Annotated in this window: 17 protein-coding genes and 1 tRNA gene; 4 read left to right on the top strand and 14 right to left on the bottom strand. The window is 64.4% G+C overall.

Annotated elements, in window-relative coordinates; all coding sequences use genetic code 11:
• Nucleotides 1–11: 11 nt before the first annotated feature.
• The 4 genes from NYR97_RS17235 to rnr all read right to left on the bottom strand — a co-directional run bounded on the left by NYR97_RS17235 (nucleotide 12) and on the right by rnr (nucleotide 7445).
• Nucleotides 12–3056 carry a diguanylate cyclase domain-containing protein gene (locus tag NYR97_RS17235; protein WP_316694914.1) on the bottom strand — a complete coding sequence of 1015 codons (3045 nt, stop codon included), beginning with the start codon at nucleotides 3054–3056 and terminating at the stop codon, nucleotides 12–14.
• A gap of 254 nt (nucleotides 3057–3310) precedes the next feature.
• The gene (gene rlmB / locus NYR97_RS17230) at nucleotides 3311–4060 is read right to left on the bottom strand and encodes a 23S rRNA (guanosine(2251)-2'-O)-methyltransferase RlmB (RefSeq protein WP_006450313.1); all 750 of its coding nucleotides are present in this window, start codon (nucleotides 4058–4060) and stop codon (nucleotides 3311–3313) included.
• Between the two features lie 214 nt (nucleotides 4061–4274).
• A complete protein-coding gene (locus tag NYR97_RS17225) occupies nucleotides 4275–4748 on the bottom strand; it encodes a GFA family protein (RefSeq protein WP_316694909.1) in 474 nt (157 codons plus the stop codon).
• A 141-nt stretch (nucleotides 4749–4889) separates the two neighbouring features.
• Complete coding sequence (gene rnr / locus NYR97_RS17220) at nucleotides 4890–7445, bottom strand: ribonuclease R (RefSeq protein WP_316694907.1); 2556 nt, start codon at nucleotides 7443–7445, stop codon at nucleotides 4890–4892.
• Nucleotides 7446–7566: 121 nt separating this feature from the next.
• Here rnr and NYR97_RS17215 point away from each other — a divergent pair.
• Nucleotides 7567–7653 (top strand) — tRNA-Leu (locus NYR97_RS17215).
• A 121-nt stretch (nucleotides 7654–7774) separates the two neighbouring features.
• Here NYR97_RS17215 and NYR97_RS17210 read toward each other — a convergent pair.
• Both NYR97_RS17210 and NYR97_RS17205 read right to left on the bottom strand, forming a co-directional pair.
• A complete protein-coding gene (locus NYR97_RS17210; RefSeq protein ID WP_316694905.1) occupies nucleotides 7775–9298 on the bottom strand; it encodes a platelet-activating factor acetylhydrolase IB subunit in 1524 nt (507 codons plus the stop codon).
• Nucleotides 9299–9639: 341 nt separating this feature from the next.
• On the bottom strand, nucleotides 9640–10758 hold the full coding sequence (locus NYR97_RS17205) for an acyl-CoA dehydrogenase family protein (RefSeq protein ID WP_225307002.1): 1119 nt from the start codon (nucleotides 10756–10758) through the stop codon (nucleotides 9640–9642).
• A gap of 152 nt (nucleotides 10759–10910) precedes the next feature.
• Here NYR97_RS17205 and NYR97_RS17200 point away from each other — a divergent pair, with 152 nt between their 5' ends.
• The 3 genes from NYR97_RS17200 to metH all read left to right on the top strand — a co-directional run bounded on the left by NYR97_RS17200 (nucleotide 10911) and on the right by metH (nucleotide 15956).
• Nucleotides 10911–11906 carry an ArsR/SmtB family transcription factor gene (locus tag NYR97_RS17200; protein WP_023903577.1) on the top strand — a complete coding sequence of 332 codons (996 nt, stop codon included), beginning with the start codon at nucleotides 10911–10913 and terminating at the stop codon, nucleotides 11904–11906.
• Nucleotides 11903–13048: a homocysteine S-methyltransferase family protein gene (locus tag NYR97_RS17195; protein ID WP_316694902.1), complete on the top strand. Its 1146-nt coding sequence runs from the start codon at nucleotides 11903–11905 to the stop codon at nucleotides 13046–13048. The genes NYR97_RS17200 and NYR97_RS17195 overlap by 4 nt, the downstream gene beginning before the upstream one ends.
• A gap of 154 nt (nucleotides 13049–13202) precedes the next feature.
• The gene (gene metH / locus NYR97_RS17190; protein WP_316694900.1) at nucleotides 13203–15956 is read left to right on the top strand and encodes a methionine synthase; all 2754 of its coding nucleotides are present in this window, start codon (nucleotides 13203–13205) and stop codon (nucleotides 15954–15956) included.
• A 485-nt stretch (nucleotides 15957–16441) separates the two neighbouring features.
• Here the strand turns inward: metH and NYR97_RS17185 are convergent, their stop codons facing one another.
• The 8 genes from NYR97_RS17185 to NYR97_RS17150 all read right to left on the bottom strand — a co-directional run bounded on the left by NYR97_RS17185 (nucleotide 16442) and on the right by NYR97_RS17150 (nucleotide 24721).
• Nucleotides 16442–17647, bottom strand: a complete 1206-nt coding sequence (locus NYR97_RS17185; protein ID WP_316694898.1) for an AGE family epimerase/isomerase — start codon at nucleotides 17645–17647, stop codon at nucleotides 16442–16444.
• Nucleotides 17644–18630 carry a carbohydrate kinase family protein gene (locus tag NYR97_RS17180; protein WP_316694896.1) on the bottom strand — a complete coding sequence of 329 codons (987 nt, stop codon included), beginning with the start codon at nucleotides 18628–18630 and terminating at the stop codon, nucleotides 17644–17646. The genes NYR97_RS17185 and NYR97_RS17180 overlap by 4 nt, the downstream gene beginning before the upstream one ends.
• Complete coding sequence (fucP, locus tag NYR97_RS17175; RefSeq protein ID WP_316694894.1) at nucleotides 18627–19937, bottom strand: L-fucose:H+ symporter permease; 1311 nt, start codon at nucleotides 19935–19937, stop codon at nucleotides 18627–18629. The genes NYR97_RS17180 and fucP overlap by 4 nt, the downstream gene beginning before the upstream one ends.
• 13 nt (nucleotides 19938–19950) lie before the next feature.
• On the bottom strand, nucleotides 19951–21063 hold the full coding sequence (locus NYR97_RS17170; protein WP_316698318.1) for a LacI family DNA-binding transcriptional regulator: 1113 nt from the start codon (nucleotides 21061–21063) through the stop codon (nucleotides 19951–19953).
• A gap of 237 nt (nucleotides 21064–21300) precedes the next feature.
• Entirely contained in the window at nucleotides 21301–22062 is a 762-nt protein-coding gene (locus NYR97_RS17165) for a transporter (protein ID WP_316694892.1), read from the bottom strand.
• A 327-nt stretch (nucleotides 22063–22389) separates the two neighbouring features.
• A complete protein-coding gene (locus tag NYR97_RS17160) occupies nucleotides 22390–23124 on the bottom strand; it encodes a DUF2058 domain-containing protein (protein WP_345784960.1) in 735 nt (244 codons plus the stop codon).
• An 18-nt stretch (nucleotides 23125–23142) separates the two neighbouring features.
• Nucleotides 23143–23379 (bottom strand): SlyX family protein, encoded by a 237-nt coding sequence (locus tag NYR97_RS17155; protein WP_006448709.1) that lies wholly within the window; start codon nucleotides 23377–23379, stop codon nucleotides 23143–23145.
• A complete protein-coding gene (locus NYR97_RS17150) occupies nucleotides 23372–24721 on the bottom strand; it encodes a UDP-glucose dehydrogenase family protein (RefSeq protein WP_205391855.1) in 1350 nt (449 codons plus the stop codon). The genes NYR97_RS17155 and NYR97_RS17150 overlap by 8 nt, the downstream gene beginning before the upstream one ends.
• Between the last annotated feature and the right edge of the window lie 12 nt (nucleotides 24722–24733).

Genomic DNA, 24733 nt, shown 5'->3' with positions numbered 1-24733 from the left:
TAATCCCGGCCCTAGCCCACGCAAATCCAGTCGCGCCCTGCACTCTTGGCTTCGTACAAGGCATGGTCGGCGCGTTGCATCAGCGATGAGCCGCTGTCGTCATCGCGCAGCTCGGCCATGCCGGCACTAAAGGTCACTTGCAGGCCGTCCACGCCGCCCCAGTCTTGACGCGCATGGAACAGCGCGCGGATACGCAGGCATAGCGCCTGCGCCTCTTCTAGCGAAGTGTCGGCGAGCAGCAGGGCGAATTCTTCGCCGCCCAGCCGGGCCGGCAGATCCGAGGCACGTGCAGCGGCAATCAGCAGCACACCCACTTCGTGCAGCACCGCATCGCCACTGGCATGCGAGTAATGGTCGTTGATGCGCTTGAAGTGATCGATATCCAGAATCGCCAATACCAGCGAGCGCCCACTGCGGCGTGCGCGACTGATGTCGCGCGCCAGCGCTTCGTCGAAGTGGCGACGATTGGGGAGCCCGGTCAGCGCGTCTTCGTGCGCCTGGCGCTCGAACACGTCGGACTTGATGCGTAGCCGCGTCAGCAGCTCGCTCTTTTCCTGGTTGGCCTGCAGCAGGCGCTGCGCCTGCAATTGCAGATCTTCGGTGCGTTTGCGCACCAGTTCGGCCAGGCGTACGTTGTGGGTCTTGTAGCGATGCAGCAGCAGCCGGTACAACAAGGCGAGCGCAAGCAGCGCAGCCAGCACTGCCGCAAAACGCACGTCGTGGCGTTGCCACCACAGCGGCAAGACCTCGAACGCCCACATCGCCTCGTGCGGACTCCACGCACCGCCAGGATGCCGGGCCGCCACATGCAAACGATAGCGGCCGGGCGGCAAGCCGATGAATTCCACGCTGCGCTGCCGGCCACGTTCGGTCCAGTCGCTGTCCAGGCCTTCCAGCCGGGTGCGGTACTCGATCCGCTCCGGCAACAGAAAGCTCATGCCGACGTAGGACACGTTCAAGCGATGCCCGCCGGGCAGCTTCGCCTGCTGCCGCCAGGCCAGCGGGCGGCCATCCTGCTGCACGCTCTCGATCAATGCAGGCGGCGCGCGGCGCTCGCGAAAGCGCTGCAACCGCGATGGATCGACCGTACTGATGCCGCCTGCAGTGACCACCCACACCGAGCCGTCGGCGCGCGCGATCATGCTCGGGCTGGAACTGCCATTGGCCTGCGCGTTGCCCATGCCATCGATCTCGCCATAACGCTCGATGGCGAGCTGGCCGCGTCCATCGGCAACCGCGTCGAGCGTGCCGAGTTCGGTGCGCAGGACGCCGCGATTGCTGCTGATCCACACGTTGCCGAGGCGGTCCTTGACCAGCTGGAACACCGTATCCACCGGCATGCCCTGCTCCAGGCCCACGCGTGCGAGCGCGCCCTGGCGCACGCGATACAGGCCGCGGTCGGTCGAGATCCAGACAGCGTTGCCTATGCTCTGAAAACCGAACACGCTGCGGGCCCCGCCAAGTCGCTCCAATCCCAACTGCTGCAGCTTGCCGTCACGCAGCACCGCAGCGCCATCGACCGACCCGATCCACAGCGCACCATCGATGCGCGCCAGCGCGGTCACCACACCATCGGGCAGGCCGTCGATCGTCAACGCCGCTCGCTTGCCGTCCACCAACTTCACCACGCCACGCTGCGTGGCCAGCCACACCACTGCCTGGTCGACGGCGTGGTCGTCGATCACGATGGCGCGGATATGCCCGCTGGGAATGCCCTCGGCCTCGCCGTAGTGCCGCAACACGCGCCCGTCGCGCAAGACGAAGACGCCATCGGCATAGGTGCCCACCCACAGGTCGCCGTGCCGGTCCAGCGCCAGACTCAGCACCGAGAGCCGTCGACCGGACGGGGTGGCGACCGGCACCGGCACGATGCTCCCGTCCGGCAGCATGCGATCCAGGCCTGCGGTGCTGGCGATCCACAGACTGCCGTCGCGGTCTTCCAGCACCGCGCGGGCGTAGTCGCCACTCAGCCCGTCGCGCTGGCTATAGCTGCTGAACAAGGTTTCGCGCAGCCGGAACAGGCCACCATTGGCACCGACCCAGATGCTGCCTTCGGCATCCTCGCGCAGGCTGACGATACGCCCGCTGGGCAGGCTGCGGCCGGCCGGCAGATGCTCCACACCGTGGCTACCGATGCGCAGCAGCCCCTGATTTTCGCTGCCCAGCCACAGGTCGCCATGGCGATCCTGCAACATTGCGGTGAAGTGTCCCTGCCCCGGCACGCGATGCATCAGCTCGGCGCGCCCGCCCTGCAGGCGATACAACTGCTCGCCCGCGACGACCCACAGCGTGCCGTCCGGGGCGCGGTACGGCCATGCCAGGCCGGGCGACAGGCCGAACGCCGCAGGCGCGCGATGCATGTGTCCATCCAGTTCGCGGTAGATCAACCCGTCGAGCGTGCCGATCAGCAACCGTCCCTGGTCGTCAAACAGCATGCGCGGAAAGCTGCTCTGCAGCGGCACGCCATCGCGCGGCGGGAAATACTCGAAGCGCCCATCCGGCCACAGGCAACCAAGCCCGTGCCCTTCGAACAACAACCACATGCGACCTTGCGCATCCATGGTCATGGCATGGATCAGCGCTTGCGGCCACTGCCCTCGTCGCTCCCAGCGCCGCCATTGCCCATCGGCGCTGTGACGTACCAGATTGCCGCGTGCATCGCTCAGCCAGAGTGCGCCGTCGCGATCGACATACAACGCGCCGACGCCGTTATCGGGCAAGCCGGGGCGCGTGCTGCGATCGATCACGCTGAATTCCAGCCCGTTGTAGCGCACCAGGCCTTCCCAGGTGGCGAACCACAGATAGCCGTCGTGGGTCTGGGCGATATCGCGCAGCGAGTTGTGCGGCAATCCGTTACGCGAACTCCAGCTGTCGATCGCGTAGTCGCGCAATTGCGCCGTTGCAGCGGGTGCGGCAGCCGCAGCGAACGCGCACAACGTCAACAGCAACCAGGCACCGGCACTGAGCCAGCGCTGCCACTGTCCATCTCCTCGTGCCGGCGCCCTGACGGCGCACTTGATCTGGCCTGTACGACAGGCGCCCACCCCATGATTCATCGGACACAACACGCCGTTTGCTGACGATATGGTAGGCAATAACGCATGCGCGCGTCGGTAATCGATACGCGTGTTGTCGAAAGTGCTGATGCACAAGCGTTGCGCCTGCGATCGGCAACACCTCGCAATCGACATCTGCGCAATCGTGCGCGCAACTGCACGATTGTTACGGGTACATGCGACGCGTGCGTGTTGAACGGGACGGCTTCGGTCTGGCGATCAATCCGCGCGTATGTCTCTAGGAGCGAATGCGATTACGCGCCCAGGCGCTGACGCACGGCTTCGAACAAGGTCACCCCAGCGGCGACCGAGACGTTGAGGCTTTCGATATCGCCCGGCATCGGAATCTTGACCAGGCCATCGCAATGCTCGCGCGTGAGCCGACGCAGGCCATCGGCCTCGCCGCCGAGCACCAGCCCGACATTGCCGCGCAGGTCCACGCTGTACAACGACGCCTCGGCTTCGCCGGCCAGGCCGTACAGCCACACGCCCTGCTTCTGCAGATCGCGCAGGCACCGCGCCAGATTGGTCACCGCGACCACCGGAATCCGGTCGGCCGCACCGGCCGAGGTCTTGCGTACGGTGGCATTGACGGTGGCCGACTTGTCCTTGGGAATCACCACCGCAGTGACGCTGGCGGCGGCAGCGCTGCGCAGGCAGGCGCCGAGATTGTGCGGGTCCTGCACGCCATCCAGGATCAGCAACAGCGCACGTCCTTCGGCTGCCGTCACCAAGGCCTCGAGCTCGTTTTCTGCCCACAGCCGCGCCGCTGCGTACCGCGCGACCACGCCCTGGTGGCGGACCTGCCCACCCACACCATCGAGCGCCTGGGTGTTGACGCGACGCACCTCGATACCCTTGCGGCGCGCCTGCTCTTCGATCTCGGTCAGGCGCGGGTTCTTGCTACCGGCCTCGATCAACACCTCGCGCACGTTGTCGGCGTCGTTCTCGACCGACGAGGCAACGGCGTTGACGCCGACGATCCACTGATTCTGCTTGCTCATTGCGCGGGCATACGAAGAGATAAAGGGGAATGGTAGGGCCTGCGGCCTGCCACGTCACGGCCGGGGCGCGGATGGTGGTGCCAACGAGATGCTCGCGATGTGGCGAATCGCGATGAGCGAAGATCACACTCGCATCATGGTGATGCTGCCGACCCCTACGCACGCTGGCCGTCGCGAACCGGTGCGAGGTGCGCTCATGCCTGCTGGCGCGAACTCACACCGGCCACTGCCCGGTATCGTGATCCGGATGCTGCCTTGACACGAGGTCGGCCAGAAACGCCAATGCAGCCGCATCGTCCTCGGTGGTGCGCGCCGGCAGATCGCCCAACGCATCGAGGAAGGGCAGCTTGCGCTCCACACCGTACTGGATCACCGGTGGCAACCGTTCGGGCGTATCGAACGCACCGGCGGCGATGGCGATGCCATCCGGCGCCTCATAGGTCAGCGGCGTGCCGCATTCGGCACAGAATCCACGCGACACCAGCGAGGAAGAAGCGAAGCGTTTCGGCTCGCCACGCGTCCAGCTGAACGCGGTGCCGCGCACGGAAACCAACGGCGCGTAGTAGGCACCGAAGGCTTTCTGGCACATGCGGCAATGGCAGATCGAAGCGTCCGACAACCTGCCGCGCACGCGGAAACGCACCGCGCCGCATTGGCAGCCACCGCTGTACTCGAGTGCTGCGTCCATCGTTGCCTCAGCGCTGTTGAACACGGATGACCGGAGATCGTTGCGAGCTTGTGACTCGCAAGGACCTGTAGCGTCATATCTTGCGATCCGCGCGCATCGCGAGCCGCCGCCAGGCAGCGACTCGCGATGGTGTCGTCGCGCTTAGTACTGCTTTTTCTTGCGCTTGGCCGGCTTCTCGCGCTGCGGCAACGGCGCTTCGGGCGCTGCGCCATCTTCGGCCAGACGGAAGTCGATCTTGCGCTCTTCCATGCTCGCCTTGAGCACCAGCACCCGCACCGGGTCGCCCAGGCGGAAGGCGCGACCGCGGCGTTCGCCACTGAGCGTCTTGCGGATCGGGTCGAACTGGTAATAGTCCTGCGGCAACTGGGTGACATGCACCAGGCCATTGACCTTGGATTCGTTCAACTCGACGAACAGGCCGAAGCCGGTCACACCGCTGATCACGCCATCGAACTGGCCGCCGACATGCTTTTCCATCCACGCGGCGCGATAGCGCTCGTCGACCTCGCGCTCGGCTTCGTCGGCACGCCGTCCGCGCTCGGAGCACTGCAGCGACAATGCCGACATCTGGCGTGGGGTATAGATATATTTTTCCGGGCTGGCGCCGGTCAAGGCATGCTTGATCGCGCGATGCACCAGCAGATCCGGGTAACGCCGGATCGGCGAGGTGAAGTGCGCATACGCTTCCAACGCCAGACCGAAGTGACCGTTGTTGTCGGGCGAGTACACCGCCAGGCTCTGGCTGCGCAGCAGCACCGATTCCAGCAGCGCCGCATCCGGGCGCGCGCGCACCTTCTTCAGCAGCTTGGTGTAATCGCCGGGGCGTACCTTGCTCCATGCCGGCAGGCTCAGCTGGAATTCCTTGAGGAACTCCAGCAGGTCTTCGAACTTGCTCTCCGGCGGCCGCTCGTGCACGCGGTACGGCGCCGGCACGTGCATGCTCAGCAGATAGCGCGCGGCCTCGACGTTGGCGGCGATCATGCATTCTTCGATCAGCTTGTGCGCATCGTTACGCACCAGCATGCCGGCCTGGGTGACTTCACCGGTGTTGTCGAGCACGAAGCGCACTTCGGAGGTCTCGAACTCGATCGCGCCGCGATGCGTGCGCGCCTTCGACAGCACGTTGTACAGCTGATGCAGACGCTGCACCTGCGGCAGCAATGGGCCGATGAAGGCCTTGGTGTCGGCATCGTCTTCGCCAACCGCCTTCCAGACCTGGTTGTAGGTCAGACGCGCGTGCGAGTTCATCACCGCTTCGTAGAAGCGCGAGCCGGTGACTTCGCCATCGCGGCCCACCTGCATGTCGCAGACGAAGCACATGCGGTCGACCTTGGGCATCAGCGAGCAGATGCCGTTGGACAGCGTCTCCGGCAGCATCGGCACCACGAACCCCGGGAAATACACCGAGGTGGCGCGCTTCTGCGCTTCGTCGTCCAGCGGCGTGCCCGGACGCACATAGTTGGAGACGTCGGCGATCGCCACCACCAGACGGAAGCCGTCGGCGTTGGGTTCGCAATACACCGCGTCGTCGAAATCCTTGGCGTCTTCGCCATCGATGGTGACCAGCGGCATCTGCCGCAGGTCCACACGCCCGCCGATCATCTGCGGCTCGACCACCAGCGGCACCGCGGCCGCTTCGTCGAGCACTTCCTGCGAGAACTCGTGCGGCAGCTCGTGGCCGTGGATGGCCATTTCCACTACCAGCGACGGGGTCAGCTTGTCGCCGAGCACCGCAATGATCTTGCCGATCGCCGGACGACGCGCATCCGGTGGCGCGATCAGCTCGCACACCACCAACTGCCCTTCGCGCGCTTCGCCGATGCCGTCCGGTGCGATCTGCACATTGCGTTGCACGCGCTTGTCGTCGGGGTCGACATAGGCCACGCCATGTTCGTAGAAGAAGCGCCCGAGCATGCGCGACATGCGGCGTTCGAGCACACGGGCGATCGCGCCTTCGCGACGGCCGCGGCGGTCGATACCGGTGACGTTGGCCAGCGCACGATCGCCGTGCATGACCTTGCGCATTTCGTACGGCGGCAGGAACAGGTCGTCGCCGCCTTCGTCCGGCTTGAGGAAGCCGAAGCCTTCCGGATTGGCGATCACCACGCCGGCGATCAGGCTGGTCTGCTGCACCGGCGCGTAGCCGCCACGGCGGTTCTGTACCAGCTGCGCCTCGCGCACCATCGCGGACAGGCGCTTGCCCAACGCGTCGATGCGGTCGCTCAGATGCAGTTGTTCGGCGATTTCTTCGGCGGTCTGCGGGCCGTCGCAGGCTTCGAGCAGCTGCAGGATGGCCTCGCGGCTGGCGATCGGCTCGGCATAGCGCAGTGCTTCGCGATCGGCGTGCGGATCTTTGAACTCAGCGGCGACAGCGGGAGAAGCAGCGACAGCTGGAGGCTGGGCGGCCTGAAGGCGTTCCGGCGGCGGCGCAGGCGGGCCGCTCTTGCGCGGATGCGGTGCGCGCGGAGCCGACGGCTCAGGCAGGGGCGGCGCTACTTGCAGCTCCGGCGAGGCTTGCGCGGCTTTATCGGCAGCGCGCTTGTTTGCGGACTTGGTCGAGGCGCCAGCGGCGGCGCGAACCAGGAAGTCAGGCATCCACCCCGGCAACTTCTGTTTTTCGGCGGTGGTGGGCTCGCCGGTGTTGGCGGAATTGCGGCGACTCGGCCGATCGGAATCTGGGATGTTTTTCTTGGTCATTGCCATCATATTACCCCGTGCGGCCGTGATGTGGGCTGAAAGCCGGCCCGTCCAGGCGTAGATCGCCGCGTTCACCCGTTGACAAGCCCACCAGGAGCCTGCAAAATTCGCGGCTCACCTTGCCCAGGTGGCGGAATTGGTAGACGCACTAGCTTCAGGTGCTAGCGGGGGCAACTTCGTGGAGGTTCGAGTCCTCTTCTGGGCACCAGTTTAAAAAGACCTCCGAGCGATCGGGGGTCTTCTGGTTTCTGAGGTCTGAAAAATGCTTGAGTGCTGCTACACGGCTGGACCGACAGCAGCCTCATTCGAAGCTGCTGCTGACATTATCGTTACGGCAAGGCCGTAATGCCCGCCTCGCGCAAGGCCTTCGCCCAGATCGCATAACCGGCCTCACTGGGGTGCGTGCCGTCGGGCATCAGCGCCTCGGGCAAGGTCCCGTCGGGCTGCAGCAGCTGCTTGCCGATATCGACCAGACGCACTGACGGATCCTTGGCATAGCGCGCAGCCAGCAAGCGGTTGGTCTCGGCGATCGGTGCGCGTTGCGCATCGCCCGCATGGCGGCCGCGCGGCATGATCGCCATCAGGATCAGCTTGCTGTTGGGCAAGCGGCCACGCACTTCGTTCACCACCGCCTCCACGCCCAGGGCGGCCTCGGCCGGCGTGCTCGCGCGCGATTGCGCGGTACCGGTGAGGTTATTGGTGCCGAGATGCAGCACTACCCATTGCGGATCCAGACCGTCGAGCTCGCCCTGGCGAATCCGCCACAGCACGTTCTGGGTGCGGTCCCAGCCGAAGCCCAGATTCAGCACCGGCCGCGTGCCGTACAACCACTGCCACGATTGCTCGCCACTCACGCGCGTGGCCTGCGGTGGGCCAGCCCAGAAATGCGTGATCGAATCGCCGATCATCACCACGTCCGGCTTCAATGTGGGTGCTGCGGCGAGCGCCGCATGGTGGCGGGCGTACCAGTCGTACGAGTCTTGCTCCAGCCAGTCGACCGGAATCAGCGAGGTCGCAAACTCGCGGCCGAGCTCGGCAACCGGCTTGACCGGCGGCTCGCCCAGCAATCGGGCCAGGGTCGGCTCGATCGCTTCGGCGAGCATGCGCTGGCCTTGGGTGTCCGGATGCAAGGCGCCGGCTGGCGGCCGGAAGCGCGTGTCGTAAAACAACTCGGTGCGCAGCTTGCCGTCGCGCAGAAAGATCGACCCCACGTCCAGATAGGTCACCCGTGGGTTATCGCCGTAACGCACTGCCAGCCCTCGATTGACCTGCGCATCGCGGCGCGATTTTTTGCTGGAAATATCGCTGGGCAGCACGCCCACCAACAGGATGTGCGTGCGCGGCAGCTTCTGTTCGATCGCCGCGACCACCGCATCGATGCCCAGCTGGGTCTGCTCGGCGGTCTGGCCGAGATGGCCGGTGTTGTTGGTGCCGATCAGCACCAGGGCAACCTTGGGTTGCAGACCGTCGACCTCGCCATTGGCCAGCCGCCACAACACGTTCTCGGTGCCGTCGCCGCTGAAGCCCAGATTGAGCGCGCCGCGGCTGCCGTAGAAGGTCTGCCAGGTCGACTGGAATTCTTCGTCCGGCGCCTTCGCTTTTTCGTAGTTCTGGGTGATCGAATCGCCGATCAACAGCAGCGGCGTGTCGGCGTGCTGCTTGACCTGCTCCAACACCTGCGCGTGTCGTTGCGCCCACCAGGCTTCCTGCAAGCGGGCGGTGGGCACGATCGAGGGCGGCGGCGTTTGTGCACTTGCCACGCCGCAGACCAGCAACAGTCCCCAGCACACCAGCACGGGCGCAATGGCAGACGGCGAAAGGCGGGGAAACACAGCGTGCAAAGACCGGAGCATGCGCGCACCAGAGGCTGGAGAAGCAGCGATTGTGATCCGCGCGCGCCGCACCCGACAAGCGCGGACGCAGCTATCGGCTCTGTAGCGCTGTGAAGTACTTGCCGTGCGCCGTCGCCAGGCCACTGACACGGCGGACCTGCGATGCCAGGCCGCTCACGCTTGCGTAGGAGCGCGCTTGCGCGCGATGAAGCGTTATCGATAATGCTTCATCGCGCGCAAGCGCGCTCCTACCCGGCGGTGCGAAGCAATCGCCTACACCAGCACGTTGCCGGATCGACAGCTGCGCACCTTGGGTCGGTGGCGTTGCCGCATCCAGCAGCCGCGCTGGAGTGCGGCCGGCTTCAGCGCAGGCCGGTCTCGGCGCGCGCAATCACTAGCCTTTGGATTTCCGAGGTGCCTTCGTAGATCTCGGTGATCTTGGCATCGCGGAAGTAACGCTCCAGCGGCATTTCCTTGGAATAGCCCATGCCGCCATGGATCTGCACCGCCTGATGGGTGATCCACATCGCCGCTTCCGAGGCGGTGAGTTTGGCCACGGCCGCTTCGGTGCCGAACTTCTGGCCCTGCCCCTTCAACCAGGCCGCGCGCAGCGTCAGCAGCAGCGCTGCATCCAGCTTGCACTTCATGTCGGCGATCTTGGCCTGAGTCATCTGGAAGGTGCCGATGGCCGCGCCAAACGCCTTGCGCTCTTTCACGTAAGCCAGCGTGGCCTCGTACGCAGCACGCGCAATACCAACTGCCTGCGAGGCGATGCCGATGCGTCCGGCGTCGAGTACGCTCATCGCGGTCTTGAAGCCCTCGCCCTCCACGCCCAGCACCTCGTCAGGCTGCGCGATGTAATCGGCAAACTCGATCTCGCAGGTGGCCGAAGCCCGGATGCCGAGCTTGGGCTCGGTCTTGCCGCGGTGGAAACCGGCCCGGTCGGCGTCGACCATGAAGGCGGTGATGCCGCGCGAGCCCTTGTCCGGCTCGGTCACCGCAAACAGCACGATGTACTTAGCGACCGGGCCGGAGGTGATCCAGCTCTTCTTGCCGTTGATCACGAAGCTGCCATCGGCCTGCTTCACCGCGCGGCAGCGCATCGCCGAGGCATCCGAACCGGACTGCGGCTCGGTCAGTGCGAATGCGCCGATCTGCGCGCCTTCGGCGATCGCGCGCACGTACAGCTGCTTCTGCGCCTCGCTGCCATTCTTCAAAATACCGGTGCAGAACAGCGAGTTGTTGACCGACACGATGGTGGAGTGCGCGCCGTCGGCAGCAGCAATTTCGATCATCGCCAGTGCGTAGCTGATCGGATCCATGCCGGCGCCACCGTACTCGGCCGGCACTTCGATGCCCATCAGGCCGTTTTCGCCGAGCAGGCGAATGTTGTCCAGCGGGAACTCGCCACTGCGGTCGAACTGCTCGGCGCTGGGGGCGATCTTTTCCTGAGCGATGCGGCGCGCCACATCCTGGATCATCAATTGTTCTTCGGTAAAGCTGAAATCCACGTCGCATCCCTCCAGGCCTAGGCTGAGCGCCCATTGTAGCCACAACCATTCGCATGCGTATGTAGTTGACCCCACACCCTGCCGGGCCGAAAATATCTCCATATCGCGATATAGAGATATTCATGGATCTGGAAGACTGGTCGGCGCGCCTGAAGGTGTTTGCCGACGCCACCCGGGTACGCCTGCTGACCTTGCTTGAGCAGGAAGAACTCACCGTGGCCGAGCTGTCGGCCATCACCCGTCTGGCCCAGCCGCGCGTGTCCACGCACCTGGCCAAGCTCAAGGAAGCCGGGCTGGTGCGCGACCGCCGCGCCGGCGTGTCGGCCTATTACCGTTTCGACGAGGTGTCGCTGGACCCGGCGCAGCGCGCCCTGTGGCTGGCACTGAGCACGGGCAGCGACGACCCGCTGCTGCGCCAGGACGCCGAGCGCGTGGCCGCCGTGCTGGCCAACCGCGCCGCCGACCAGAACTGGGCCGATTCGGTGGCCGGCGATATGGAGCGGCATTACTCGCCCGGGCGCACCTGGGAAGCGCTGGCGCGCACCGCGCTGCCCTTGCTGGAAACCGGCGACGTGCTCGACATCGCCTCCGGCGACGGCGTGCTGGCCGAGCTGGTAGCCCCGCACGCCACCCGCTACATCTGCATCGACACCAGCGCGCGCGTGGTCGCCGCCGCCAGCGAGCGCCTGCGCAAGCTGCGCAATGTGGAAGTACGCGAAGGCGACATGCATGCATTGCCATTCCCCGATGCCAGCTTCGACCTGGTGGTGCTGATGCATGCGCTCACCTACGCGGCCAAGCCGGCGCAGGCGGTGGCCGAATCCGCGCGCGTGCTGCGCCCCGGTGGCCGCTTGCTGTTGTGCAGCCTGGCCAAGCACGAACATCGCGCGGCGGTGCATGCCTATGGCCACGTCAATCTCGGCTTTGCGTCCAAGGAATTGCGCAAGTTCGCCGAGAAAGCCGGGCTGGACGTGTCCAGCCTGGAGACGGTGACGCGCGAGAAGCGCCCGCCGCATTTCGAAGTGATTTCGTTGATTGCGATGAAGCCGGGAGTGGTGAGTCGGGATTCGGGATTGGATGAAAGCAAGAGCATTGACTCGCGGAGAACTGGATCATGACGCCTATGCCAATCCCGAATCCCCAATCCCCACTCTCGTTCTCACTGCCCTGGCTGCATCCCGAGCGCGCTGAAAAACTCAGCGCTGCATTGCGCGAGCGCATCCTCATCATCGACGGCGCGATGGGCACCATGATCCAGCGCCACGACCTGCAGGAACAGGACTATCGCGGCACGCGCTTTGCCGACGGGTACGACAGCACGCAGGTACACGTGCATGGCCCGGGCTGTGATCACGCGCACGCGCCGCAAGGCCACGACCTGAAAGGAAACAACGACCTGTTGCTGCTGTCCAGCCCCGAGATCATCGCCAGTATCCATCGCGCCTATCTGGATGCCGGTGCCGATCTACTGGAAACCAATACCTTCAACGCAACTTCGGTGAGCCAGGCGGACTATCACCTGGAACACCTGGTGTACGAATTGAACAAGGCTGGCGCGCAGGTCGCGCGCACGTGCTGCGACGAGGTCGAAGCGCTGACCCCGCACAAGCCGCGCTTCGTGATCGGCGTGCTCGGCCCCACCAGCCGCACCGCATCGATCAGCCCGGACGTGAATGACCCCGGCTACCGCAACACCAGTTTCGATGCGCTACGCGAGACCTATCGCGAGGCCATCGACGGCCTGATCGATGGCGGTGCCGATACGCTGATGGTGGAAACCATCTTCGACACGCTCAACGCCAAGGCCGCGCTGTATGCGATCGAAGAAGTGTTCGAAGCACGCGGCGGGCGCCTGCCGGTGATGATCTCCGGCACCATCACCGACGCCTCAGGTCGCACATTGTCCGGCCAAACGGCAGAGGCGTTCTATGCCTCGGTCGCGCACGGGCGGCCGCTGTCGGTGGGCTTGAACTGTGCGCTTGGCGCCAAGGATCTGCGCCCGCATGTGGAAACGCTGTCGCAGATCGCCGATGCCTACGTCAGCGCGCATCCCAATGCCGGTCTGCCGAATGCCTTCGGCGAGTACGACGAAAGCCCGGAAGAAATGGCCGCAACCCTGCGCGAATTTGCGCAAGCCGGCCTGCTCAATCTGGTCGGCGGTTGCTGCGGCACCTCACCGGATCACATCCGCGCGATTGCCGAAGCGGTGGCCGATCTGCCGCCGCGGCAATTGCCTGGTGCGCAGGAACTGGCAGCGTGATGCAGAGCGCTGACGCTTATCCGTCCTTCGGGCCCCTTCTTCCGCATGCGGGGGAAGCAGGCGTGCAGCGCCGGATGAGTGCGGACCACTGCGTCCCGCCACTTCCTTTTCCGATCCGGGCTAGCAACGCAGCCGCCCTTCCTCAGAGCATCGCATGAGTACTCCCCGCCATACCCGCCTGTCCGGTCTCGAACCGCTGGTCATCACCCCGGATCTGCTGTTCGTCAACGTGGGCGAGCGCAACAACGTCACCGGCAGCGCGCAGTTCCGCAAGCTGATCAAGGAAGAACGCTACGAAGAAGCGGTGGAGGTGGCACGCCAGCAGGTCGCCAGCGGTGCGCAGATCCTCGACGTCAACATGGACGAGGGCCTGATCGATTCCGAAAAGGCGATGACGCGCTTTCTCAACCTGATCATGTCCGAGCCGGACATCGCACGCATTCCGGTGATGGTGGATTCGTCCAAGTGGAGCGTGATCGAAGCCGGCTTGAAGTGCCTGCAGGGCAAGAGCGTGGTCAACTCGATCTCGCTCAAGGAAGGCGAAGCGCAATTCATCGAACAGGCGCGCAAGGTCCTGCGCTATGGCGCCGCCGCAGTGGTGATGGCCTTCGATGAAGTGGGCCAGGCCGACACCTGCGCGCGCAAGGTGGAGATCTGCACGCGCGCCTACAAGGTGCTGACCGAGCAGGTCGGTTTTCCGCCGGAAGACATCATCTTCGACCCGAATATCTTTGCCGTCGCCACCGGTATCGAGGAGCACGACAACTACGCGGTGGACTTCATCGAAGCCACCCGGCAGATCAAACGCACGCTGCCGCATTGCCATGTTTCCGGCGGCGTTTCCAACGTATCGTTCTCGTTCCGCGGCAACGAGATGGTGCGCCAGGCGATCCACTCGGTGTTCCTGTTCCATGCGATCAAGGCCGGCATGGACATGGGCATCGTCAACGCCGGCGGCATGCCGATCTACGACGAGCTGGACCCGGAACTGCGCGAGCGCGTGGAGGACGTGATCCTCAACCGCCGCAAGGACGGCACCGAACGCTTGCTGGAAATTGCAGAGCGCTACAAGGGCAGCAAGGGCGCTGCCAAGGTCGAAGACCTGGCGTGGCGCGAGAAGCCGGTGCGCGCACGCCTGGCGCATGCGCTGGTGCATGGCATCGATGCGTTCGTGGAGACCGATACCGAAGAAGCACGGCAACAGTCCACACGCCCGCTGGATGTGATCGAAGGCCCGCTGATGGACGGCATGAACGTGGTCGGCGACCTGTTCGGCGCCGGCAAGATGTTCCTGCCGCAGGTGGTCAAATCCGCGCGTGTGATGAAAAAAGCTGTGGCGTATCTGCTGCCCTTCATCGAAGCGGAAAAGCTGCGCACCGGCGATGTCGGCAAGTCCAACGGCAAGATCATCATGGCCACGGTCAAGGGCGATGTGCACGACATCGGCAAGAACATCGTCAGGGTGGTGTTGGCGTGCAACAACTTCGACGTGGTGGATCTGGGCGTGATGGTGTCGGCGCAGGTGATCCTGGACCGGGCGCGTGCGGAGAATGCAGATCTGATCGGGCTATCCGGCTTGATCACGCCGTCGCTGGAAGAGATGTCGCATGTTGCGCGCGAGATGCAGCGACAGGGATTCGAGATTCCGTTGTTGATCGGTGGCGCCACTACCTCGCGCGCACACACTGCACTGAAGATCGACCCGCATTACAAAGCGCCCACCGTGTGGGTGAAGGACGCCTCGCGTGCAGTGGGCGTTGCGCAGTCGCTGATCTCGCGCGATCTGCGCCAGGCCTTTGTGGCCGCCAACGATGCCGACTACGCGGAGATCCGCACCCGCCACAGAAATCGCGGCGATGCAAAACGCCTGGTCTCGCTGGAAAAGGCACGCGCGCAGCGTTTCGATGGCGATTGGGACAACTATGTGCCGCCTACCCCGAGTCAGCCGGGCGTGCATGTGTTCGACGACTATCCGCTGCAGGAGTTGATCGAGCTGATCGACTGGACCCCGTTCTTCCAGGCCTGGGAACTGGCCGGCAAGTTCCCGGCAATTCTCAGCGATGAAGTGGTCGGTCCGCAGGCCAACGAGTTGTATCGCGATGCGCGCAAGATGCTGCGCACGATCGTCGCCGAGAAGTGGCTGACCGCGAAGGCCGTGTTCGGGCTGTGGCCGGCCAATAGTGTGGGCGATGATGTGGAAGTGGTCCTGACGGACCACCGGGATTCGGCGATCGGGATTGGGGATTCGCAGCAGCCCGGCCAATCCCACATCCCCGATTCCCAATCCCGGCAGCTGCTGCACTTTTTGCGCCAGCAGGTCGACAAACCCGCCGACCGGCCCGACTTCTGTCTGGCCGATTTCATCGCACCCAAGAGCAGCGGCAAGCAGGACTGGATCGGTGCGTTCGCGGTCACTGCCGGCATTGGTATCGACCCGCATGTGGCGCGTTTCGAAGCGGCGCACGACGACTACAACGCGATCCTGCTCAAGGCCTTGGCCGACCGTCTGGCCGAAGCGCTCGCCGAGCGTTTGCATCAGCGTGTGCGTACCGAGTTCTGGGGGTACATCGAAGACGAGGGCTTGGACAACGAGGCACTGATCGCCGAGCGCTATCGCGGCATCCGTCCCGCACCTGGCTACCCTGCATGCCCGGAACATAGCGAAAAACGCACCTTGTTCGATCTGCTCGAGGCCGAGCGCAACACCACGATGACACTGACCGAAAGTTTCGCGATGCTGCCTACTGCAGCGGTGTCGGGCTATTACTTCAGCCATCCCAAGAGCCAGTATTTCGTGGTCGGGCGAGTGGGCAAGGAACAGGTTGCCGATTACGCCAAACGCAAGGGCATCACGCTGGCATTGGCCGAACGTTGGCTGGCATCGAATCTGGATTACGACCCGGAGTGATGGCAGCTGATCTGCCGCCTGGCTGCAGGGCCCTTGCCCGCCCACCATCGCAGGACACGCCGCAAGGCAGAGCGGCTGATCTGTGGCTTGGCTGCGGGGTCCTTGCCCGCCCACCATCGCGGGACACGCCGCAAGTACGTCCATGTAGGCTCTTACGCGGCATCCATGCCGCGTAAGGTCCCGCGATGGTGGGCGGGCAAGGACCAGTCGAGATGGTCGGTGAGCATGGCTTTCAACAAAGCGACCAGCAATCTTTCTGGTGCGGTGCCCTCGCCGATTGCTGGACCGTCTGGCGGCATGGATGCCGCCACCGAGCCTACATGGATGTACTTGCGGCGTGTCCCGCAAGCGGTGAGGGCACCGCGCCCTCGACCGACTAAGCTTCTGACCTCAACGTCTGACTGCATCCAAACGAAGACTCCGAGTCGATATCTCGGCGTCTTGAAGTGATTGAACGGTCGGCACACCTCACCGAACGTGTCGCATCACGCAGCCGGCCGCAACACGTTCAAGACTTCGTAGCACGCACCCATGGTGTGGTAATCGGTCTTGCCGGCCGGGCTCTTCTCGTCGCTGTACTTGCGATTGTCCGCGTCCAAAATGCGATACCAGGCGCCATAGCGATGGTCGATCATATGCTTCCAGGAATAGTCCCAGAGCTTGTCGTACCACTGCCAGTAACGCGCTTCGCCGCTACGCTGCGCCAGCAAGGCCGCGGCCGCCAGCGACTCGGCCTGCACCCAGAAATACTTGTCGTCGTCGCAGACCTTGCCATCGGGGTCGAAGCCGTAATACAGCCCGCCACGCTGGGCATCCCATGAGCGCTCTACGGCCACATCGAACAGGTGTTGCGCCGTCGGCAACAACCAATCGGTCGGCGCGTAACGATCCAGCAGCATCAACAGCTTGGCCCACTCGGTCTGATGTCCCGGCTGGAAGCCCCACGGGCGGAACAGGTGCTTGGGATTGTCGCGGTTGTAGTCCCAGTCGATGTTCCACTGCAGATCGTAGTGTTCCCACACCAGGCCGTCGGCCTTGGCCGCCTGCCGCCGGGTCATGGTGTCGGCCAGCGACAAGGCGCGGACCAGATAACGCTGCTCACCACTGGCTTCGTACGCGGCGATCATCGCCTCGCACATATGCATGTTGGCGTTCTGGCCGCGGTAGCTGGTGAAGTTGAACTGCGCGTCGGCTTCGTCGCGGTACAGCCCGAATTCCGGCTCCCAGAAATGTTTTTCCAGCAGCTGCCAGGTTTCGTCCATCCATGCGCGCGCCTCTTCGATGCCGGCCTTCAGGCCGCACGAATACGCCAGCAGCACGAAGGCCACGCCGTAGCAGTGATTCATGTCGTCTTCGACCACGCCATCGCGCAAGGTCCATGCGTAGCCGCCGGTGGCCGGATTGCGATGTACGTTGCGCAGATAATCCAGGCCGTGACGTACCGCCTCCAGATACTGCGCATCGCCGAATTCGCGGTAGGCCATCGCATAGTTGAAGACAAAGCGCGTACTGCTGACCAGATGCCGATGCCCGGCGTCGTAGATCGCACCATCGTCGCGGAAATACTGGAAAAACCCGCCCGCCGGATCGATCGCGCGCGGATGGTAGAAGGCCATGGTGTCGGCGATATGCTGACGCAGCACATCGGCCGAGCGGAAATCGGGTGCGGGGGTCGCAGGCAAACGGCTCATGATTGTTCCTGGATCAGGGAATGGATTTCATCGACGCTCGGCATCGCGGCGAACGCGCCTTTGCGCGTCACCGCCAGCGCACCGACCGCCGCAGCGAAGCGGATCACCTCGGTGATCGCAGCGGCATCGCCACACAACTGCTCCAGCGTGGCCGCGCGTGCAGCCAGCTGAAACAACAACCCACCGACGAATGCATCGCCAGCTGCGGTGCTGTCGCGCACCTGCACACGGAACGCCGGCACCTGGCCGGAATCGGTGCGCGTCTGCCAATGCACCGGCCCGCCGCCATCGGTGATCAGCAACCAGCTGGCCTGGCCCTGCCACAGCTTCTGGGTGACCGTGCTGGCATCCCCATCGAGCGTGCCGGCCAGGTAATCGAGTTCTTCGCGCGAGAGCTTGACCACATCGGCCAGCGCCAACGCCTCCCACAGCAACGCTGCCGGGTCCACATCCTGCGGCCACAGCATCGGGCGCAGATTGAGATCCAGGCTGACGATGGCGCCATCGGCGCGCGCGCGGCGCATGCCATCGAGCGTGCACTGCGCGATCGCAGGCTCGGTCATGCTGTTGGAGCACACATGCAGCACGGCGGCCTGCGTGAAACCGTCGGCAGCAAAGTGCTCGGGACGGAACAACAGATCCGCCGCAGGCGGGCGATAGAAACTGAAACTGCGCTCGCCGGCTTCATCCAATGCAACGAAGGCCAGCGCAGTCTTGGCCTGATCGGTCCGCACGATGCCATCGGTGGCAACGCCGGCCTGCTGCAGACTCTGCAGCAGAAAATCGCCAAACATGTCGCGCCCCAGCATGCCGACGAAATGCGCTGCACCGCCCAGCCGCGCCACCGCCACCGCAACATTGGCCGGCGCACCGCCTGCGTATTGCGCAAACGTGCGCGCCTCGTCGGGTCCGGCCGGCGGCAACGCCAGCATGTCGATCAAGGCCTCGCCGAAACACACCACCCGATTCTTGGCAGCACTCATGCGCGCGCCTCCGCCAGTGCGCCGCGCAACCGCGAGCCCCAGATACCGTAGAACACGATGTACAGGTAACACACCAGCGGCAGCACGAACGACTCGTGCAAACCGATGCTATCGGCCAGCAAACCCTGCAGATACGGCACGATGGCGCCACCGACAATGGCCATGATCAACAGGCTCGATGCGCGGCCGGTCAGCGGACCAAGGCGCTCGATGCCCAGCGTAAAGATGGTCGGGAACATGATCGAATTGAACAGGCCGATCGCGACCAGCGCGTACACCGCCAGCATGCCGCCGCTGGCCATGGTCAGGCCCAGCAGCAGTGCATTGATTGCAGCGAACACCGACAACAACACACGCGGCGACAGCTTGGCCAGCAAGGCCGAACCGATGAAGCGGCCGATCATCGCCAGCGTCCAGTACGCCGACACGTAGTTGGTCGCCTCACGCTCGGTGAAACCACCGATCTGCGGCAGCGAGAAGTAGTTGACCATCAAGCTCCCGATCGCCACTTCCGCGCCGACGTAAAAAAAGATCGCCAGCACACCGAAGCGCACATGTGGGTGACGCAAGGCATCCAGCAGCGAATGCTTGCTCTCGTCCTTCTGCGCGCCCGCATCGGTCAGGGCCGGCAGACGAAACAGAAACACGAAGATCGCCAGCAGAAACAGCACAATGCCAAGGCCGATGTATGGCCCTTGCACGGCCTGCGCTTCCTGCACGCGATAGGCCAGTTGCTCGGCTTCCGGCAGCACCTTGAGCTGGTCGCCGCTCATCACGGTGTTGGACAGAATCAGCCAGCCACCGAACAGCGGCGCGATCGCGGTGCCCAACGAATTGAGCGCCTGCGCCAGCGTCAACCGGCTGGACGCACTGCGCTCCGGACCCAGCAACGCGACATACGGGTTTGCCGCCACCTGCAGGATGGTGATGCCGGTGGCAAGCACGAACAGCGCGCCGAGAAATGCGCCATAGACACGTAATTCCGCCGCAGGCCAGAAGCCCAACGCACCGACCGCAGCAACCGCCAGACCGGCAACGATGCCCTGCTTGTAGCCAAGCCTGGCCACCAGCCAACCGGCCGGCAACGACATCAGGAAATACGCACCGAAGAAGGTGAACTGCACCAGCATCGCCTGCGCGAAGTTGAGTTCGAACACCGCTTTGAGATGCGGAATCAGAATGTCGTTGAGGCAGGTGAGAAAGCCCCACATGAAAAAGATCGTGGTGACGACCGACAACGCAACGCCGTTGTTGACCGGCGCCTTGTTGCCGCTTGGCACAGTGGATTGGGTGGAAAGGGAAACCATAGGAATTGCCTGGTCAGCGGCCTGAGGCCTTGGTGGGGGAATGAGCGGGAGAATTGCCTGGGGGATGACGCGTCGGCACGGATGGCGAGCAGGCGCTGCTCGCGCGGATGTTCAATGCGACCGCAGCCGTCAGGCGCTGCGACACGCGCTCCGGGCTGCCGATACGCTGCAGCACCAACTGCGCGGCTTGCCTGCCGCGCGCACGCGGATCTGCGGCCAACGTAGTCAATGCCGGTGTAAACAAGGCCGCTTCGGCGATATCGTCGAAGCCGGTCACTGCGAAATCGCGGCCCGGCACGATGCCGTGCATCGCCAGTGCGGCCATCAAGCCCAGCGCAACGCTGTCGTTGTAGCAAACCGCAGCGGTTGCAGCGTGGTCGGCGCTATCGAGCATGCGCGCGCCGCACAGCGCAGCGTCCTGACGATTCGGTGCGGATTCGACGTAGTGCACGGTAAAGCCAGCATTCGTCATCGCGCGGGTGTAGCCAGCGCGACGCTGGCGGCAGGAACTGGATTCGGCATGGCCACCGAAAAACACGATGCGCCGATGGCCCTGCGCGATCAGATGCTCGCAGGCCAGAAACGCCCCCTGTTCGTTATCCAGGGCCAGCAGATCCCACTGCGCGCCCTCCACTTCGCGGTTGAACAACACCACGTTGTGCTGGCGCCCCAGCACCTGGGTCAGTGCCTGGGCCTGGCTGCCTTCGGCCGGCGACAGGATGATGCCGGCAGGCGTGTGCTCCATCAGCGAGGTCAGCACCGCCTGCTGGCGCTGCGTGGATTCGCCGGTGCTGCCGAGCAGGGTCACGTAGCCGGCCGCACCCAAGGCCTCATCCACGCCTGCAGCGAACTCGGCGAAGAACGGATTGGACAGGTCGTTGATGACCAACGCGATGCTGGACGAGGTGCGGCAGCGCAGATTGGCGGCTGCACGGTTGTAGACGTAGTTCTGCCGATCCAGCTCGGCCTCCACACGCGCGCGCGTGGTCGCATGCACCAGCGGGCTGCCGCGCAACACCAAGGACACCGTTGCGCGCGATACGCCGATGGCATTGGCGATATCGCGCAGCGTCACTGCACCGCGTCGAATGCGGCGCGCATCGCCGTCATCCGGGGCTGCCGGCATTGGCTTGGCACGCGTCACGTAGCCGGCCTTGCAGTGGAAGAAATGCGCATGCGTCTGACGTTGATTGGATCGATCCAATTAGGCCTTTTCCGGCCAGTCAATGCATGCGGCAGTGCAGCATACTCAGCTCGCACGGGCTGGACTGACGATCGCGGTGTTACTTGAGCCGCAAGCTCTGCGCCCGGCTCCCGCGTCGATTCGAAAGGCACGGCTTGGCCGTCGCCCCACAAGACTCCATCACTGAAACGCGATCGACAAGCCGATCCCGCCCTGCCAGTCCGGGCTCTGCGAGGTCAGCCCGCGCAGCACCGACACATCCAGTTGCATCGCATGCGGCAGCTGCCAGGCGCCGCCGGCGCCGGCCGCGCGCGAATGCTCGCTGCCGGTGTCGAAGCCAGCTTCCACATAGCTGCTGAAACGCCCGCCGGAAAAGAACGTGTAGTTGGGCGAGAAGGTCCAGGTGTGGCCGTCGTTGTCGCGCGCATAGTTGACGTACAGCGCCAGCGCGCGCTCCTGCGCCAGATCCCACGACGCAGTCACGCCCAGTTCGCGTGCGTAGCCATCGCTGAAATCAGGACTGCCGGTCGGCACGCTGTAGCTGGCGAGCGCGGCCCAATGAAAGCTGTCCGAACGCGACGGCAGTGCCACCTTCAAGCCGATATGGCTATCGCCACCGCCATGCACGCGCGCGCCACCGCCGTGCTGCCAGTTGTAACTGTCGCTGCCCAGCTGCAGCTCCACGTTCTGCAACAGCCCCAGACGCAGCAACGTATCGGCGGTGTACTGCGTGGTACGCTGCCCATCGGCGCGGTCGGTGCTGGCATCCGGCAAGCCCTGTTCCCAGGCAAACGCACCCGGCTGCAGCGTTTCGGCAGCGAAGGGAATCCCGGGGCGATCGAATGCCGGTGCCTCGTCCGCTTGCGCGGCCGCCTGCTGACTAAGCGCACAGAGCGCAAGCCCCAATAATCCAACCGACACAGCGTTGCGACGCGCACGCATGCACGCAACATGGCGCACGGCTGAGAGCACTGAGGCATCGGCACACGATGGCAGGGAATTCGAAAACATGGACATACGCGACACCATCGGCAGGAAGTGAGCTGCGACGCCACGGACACCGTGCCCGCATACGTCGACCAACAACGCCGCGCATGGTGCCGCGCGCGCCGTGACCAGCCTGTGTATCGCCAGCCGCGCGTTTGCTGCACCGCTCAACTCGCACGCGCGCGCAAGCAACGATCCAGCTGCGCAACGCCAAATGCAGGCGCCAAAACACATGGGCACCCATCAGGTGCCCATGTAACAACAAAACCATGTCGTGCAGCGTTACCAGACCAGGTCGTCGGGCACCTGATACTGGGGGTCCGCATACTGGTCCTCGCTTGCCGGTGCATTCGGATCCACCTTCAATGCGACCGACGGCGCAAACACCGCTTCGGCTTCGGCCAGCAACTCGGCGGTGACCAGCAGATAACGCCCGTTGAGCTGCAACACACCCAGCTCGCCGGCGTTGAGCGCCTTGAGCTGATCGGCGGTCACGTAGATGCGCTTGATCTTGCCGCCATACGGAAAATGCCGGGCGATATCGGCGTCGGCATGATTCAGGCCCTTGTCCTTGAGCAGCGCTTCGAGCTTGGCCTTGGCTTCGCGACGCAGGCGTGCTTCCTCCTGCTTCAGTCGCTCGGCTTCGATCCGTTCGTCCTTCTCGCGCTGCGCACGGATCGCATAGGCCTTGGCGAGGTCGATGTCTTCGCGCGTGCGTGCCGGTTTGGGGCCGCGACGCTCTACATTGGGATGCTGCGGACGTGGCGAAGCTGCAGGCTTGCCATCGTTGCGACGATCAGGCTTGCCGTTGCTTGTGCGCTCATGCTTGCCATCGGTCGCAGCGGCATGCGGCCGCTGCGGTCCCCTGCCCTGGCCACCCGGCCTGTTGCCGCCGGGCGCGGGCTTGCCACCATTGCCATGCTGACGCGCGGCAGGCCGTGCGTCGGGTTTGCGTTCGGGCTTGGGGGCGGACTTGAAGCCCAGGCCAAGCAACTGGTCACGTAAGGTATCGCTCATGGCGGTGGCAATCTGCAATCAATAGTGCGGAGGCGGCGGTTCGTCCGCTGCATCGGCAAACAACGTGGAGCGCACCTTGCCCAGATCCTCGAGCAGGTGGCGGATCAGCTCGGCATTGCGGGCGCCCGTCAAACGGGCGTCCGCAAGTGCTTCACTCAGTTCATTGAGCGCGTGCTCCTGAAAGGACAGACGCGTTTCCAGTTCAACCAACCGCGCGTCCAGTTCCTGGTCGCGCGGCGAGAGTTGCTCATGCATGCAACGAACGGCCTCGTCCGATGGCGTAGTAAGCCAGGCCGGCAGCTTCGATCTCCTGCGGGTCGTAAAGGTTGCGGCCGTCGAACACCACGTCGTCCTTCAGGGCCTGTTTGATCTTGCCGAAATCCGGGCTACGGAACTGCTTCCACTCGGTGACCACGACCAGTGCGTCGGCGCCTTCCAGGGCCGCGAAGGCTTCGTCGCAGAAGGTCAGGTCGTCGCGTTCACCGAAGATGCGCTTGGCTTCGTGGGTGGCTTCCGGATCGTAGGCACGCACGGTGGCGCCGGCTTCCCACAACTGCGCCAGCAGGCGACGGCTGGAGGCCGCACGCATGTCGTCGGTATTGGGCTTGAACGCCAGGCCCCACACCGCGAAGGTCTTGCCGGCAAGGCTGCCGCCAGCGTCGCCGCCGTAGTGACGCTGCACCAGTTCGAACAAATGACCCTTCTGCGCGTTGTTGACGCTTTCCACCGCATTGAGCAGGGTCGGCTGCATGCCGTACTGCTCGGCGGTCTTGGCCAGTGCCTGCACATCCTTGGGGAAGCACGAGCCACCGTAACCGGCACCGGGATAGATGAAGTGCCAGCCGATGCGCGGATCCGAACCGATACCGTTACGCACGTGCTCGACGTCCGCACCGACACGCTCGGCAATGTTGGCGATCTCGTTCATGAAACTGATCTTGGTCGCCAGCATCGCGTTGGCCGCGTACTTGGTCAGCTCGGCCGAACGCACGTCCATTTCGACGATGCGGTCGCGGTTGCGGTTGAACGGCGCATACAGACGACGCATGCGCGCAATCGCTGCCGGCTTGGTGGCACCGATCACGATGCGATCCGGACGCATGCAGTCGGCAACCGCGTCGCCTTCCTTCAGGAATTCCGGATTGGAGACGACGTCGAACTCATGCTCCACGCCACGCGCAGCCAGTTCTTCCTGGATCGCCACACGCACCTTGTCGGCGGTACCGACCGGCACCGTGGACTTGTTGACGACCACCGACGGGCCATCGATATGACGACCGACGGTACGCGCAACTGCCAGCACGTACTGCAGGTCGGCACTGCCATCTTCATCCGGCGGCGTGCCCACGGCGATGAAGGTGATTTCGCCGTGCGCAATCGCCTCGGCAGCGTCGCTGGTGAAGCGCAACCGGCCAGAGGCGTGGTTGGCTTTCACCATCGGCTCCAGGCCGGGTTCATAGATGGGGATCACCCCTCGATTGAGACCATCAACTTTCGCCTGGTCGATATCCACGCAGATAACGTGATGACCTACTTCGGCCAGACAGGTACCGGTGACTAGACCAACATAGCCGGTACCAAAGATCGCAACTCGCATGGGGGGGGATAC

The organism is Xanthomonas hydrangeae (assembly GCF_032697525.1).
Lineage (GTDB): Bacteria > Pseudomonadota > Gammaproteobacteria > Xanthomonadales > Xanthomonadaceae > Xanthomonas > Xanthomonas hydrangeae.
The sequence above is the reverse complement of the archived record's forward strand: the minus strand, read 5'-3'. Positions and strand labels throughout refer to the sequence as shown.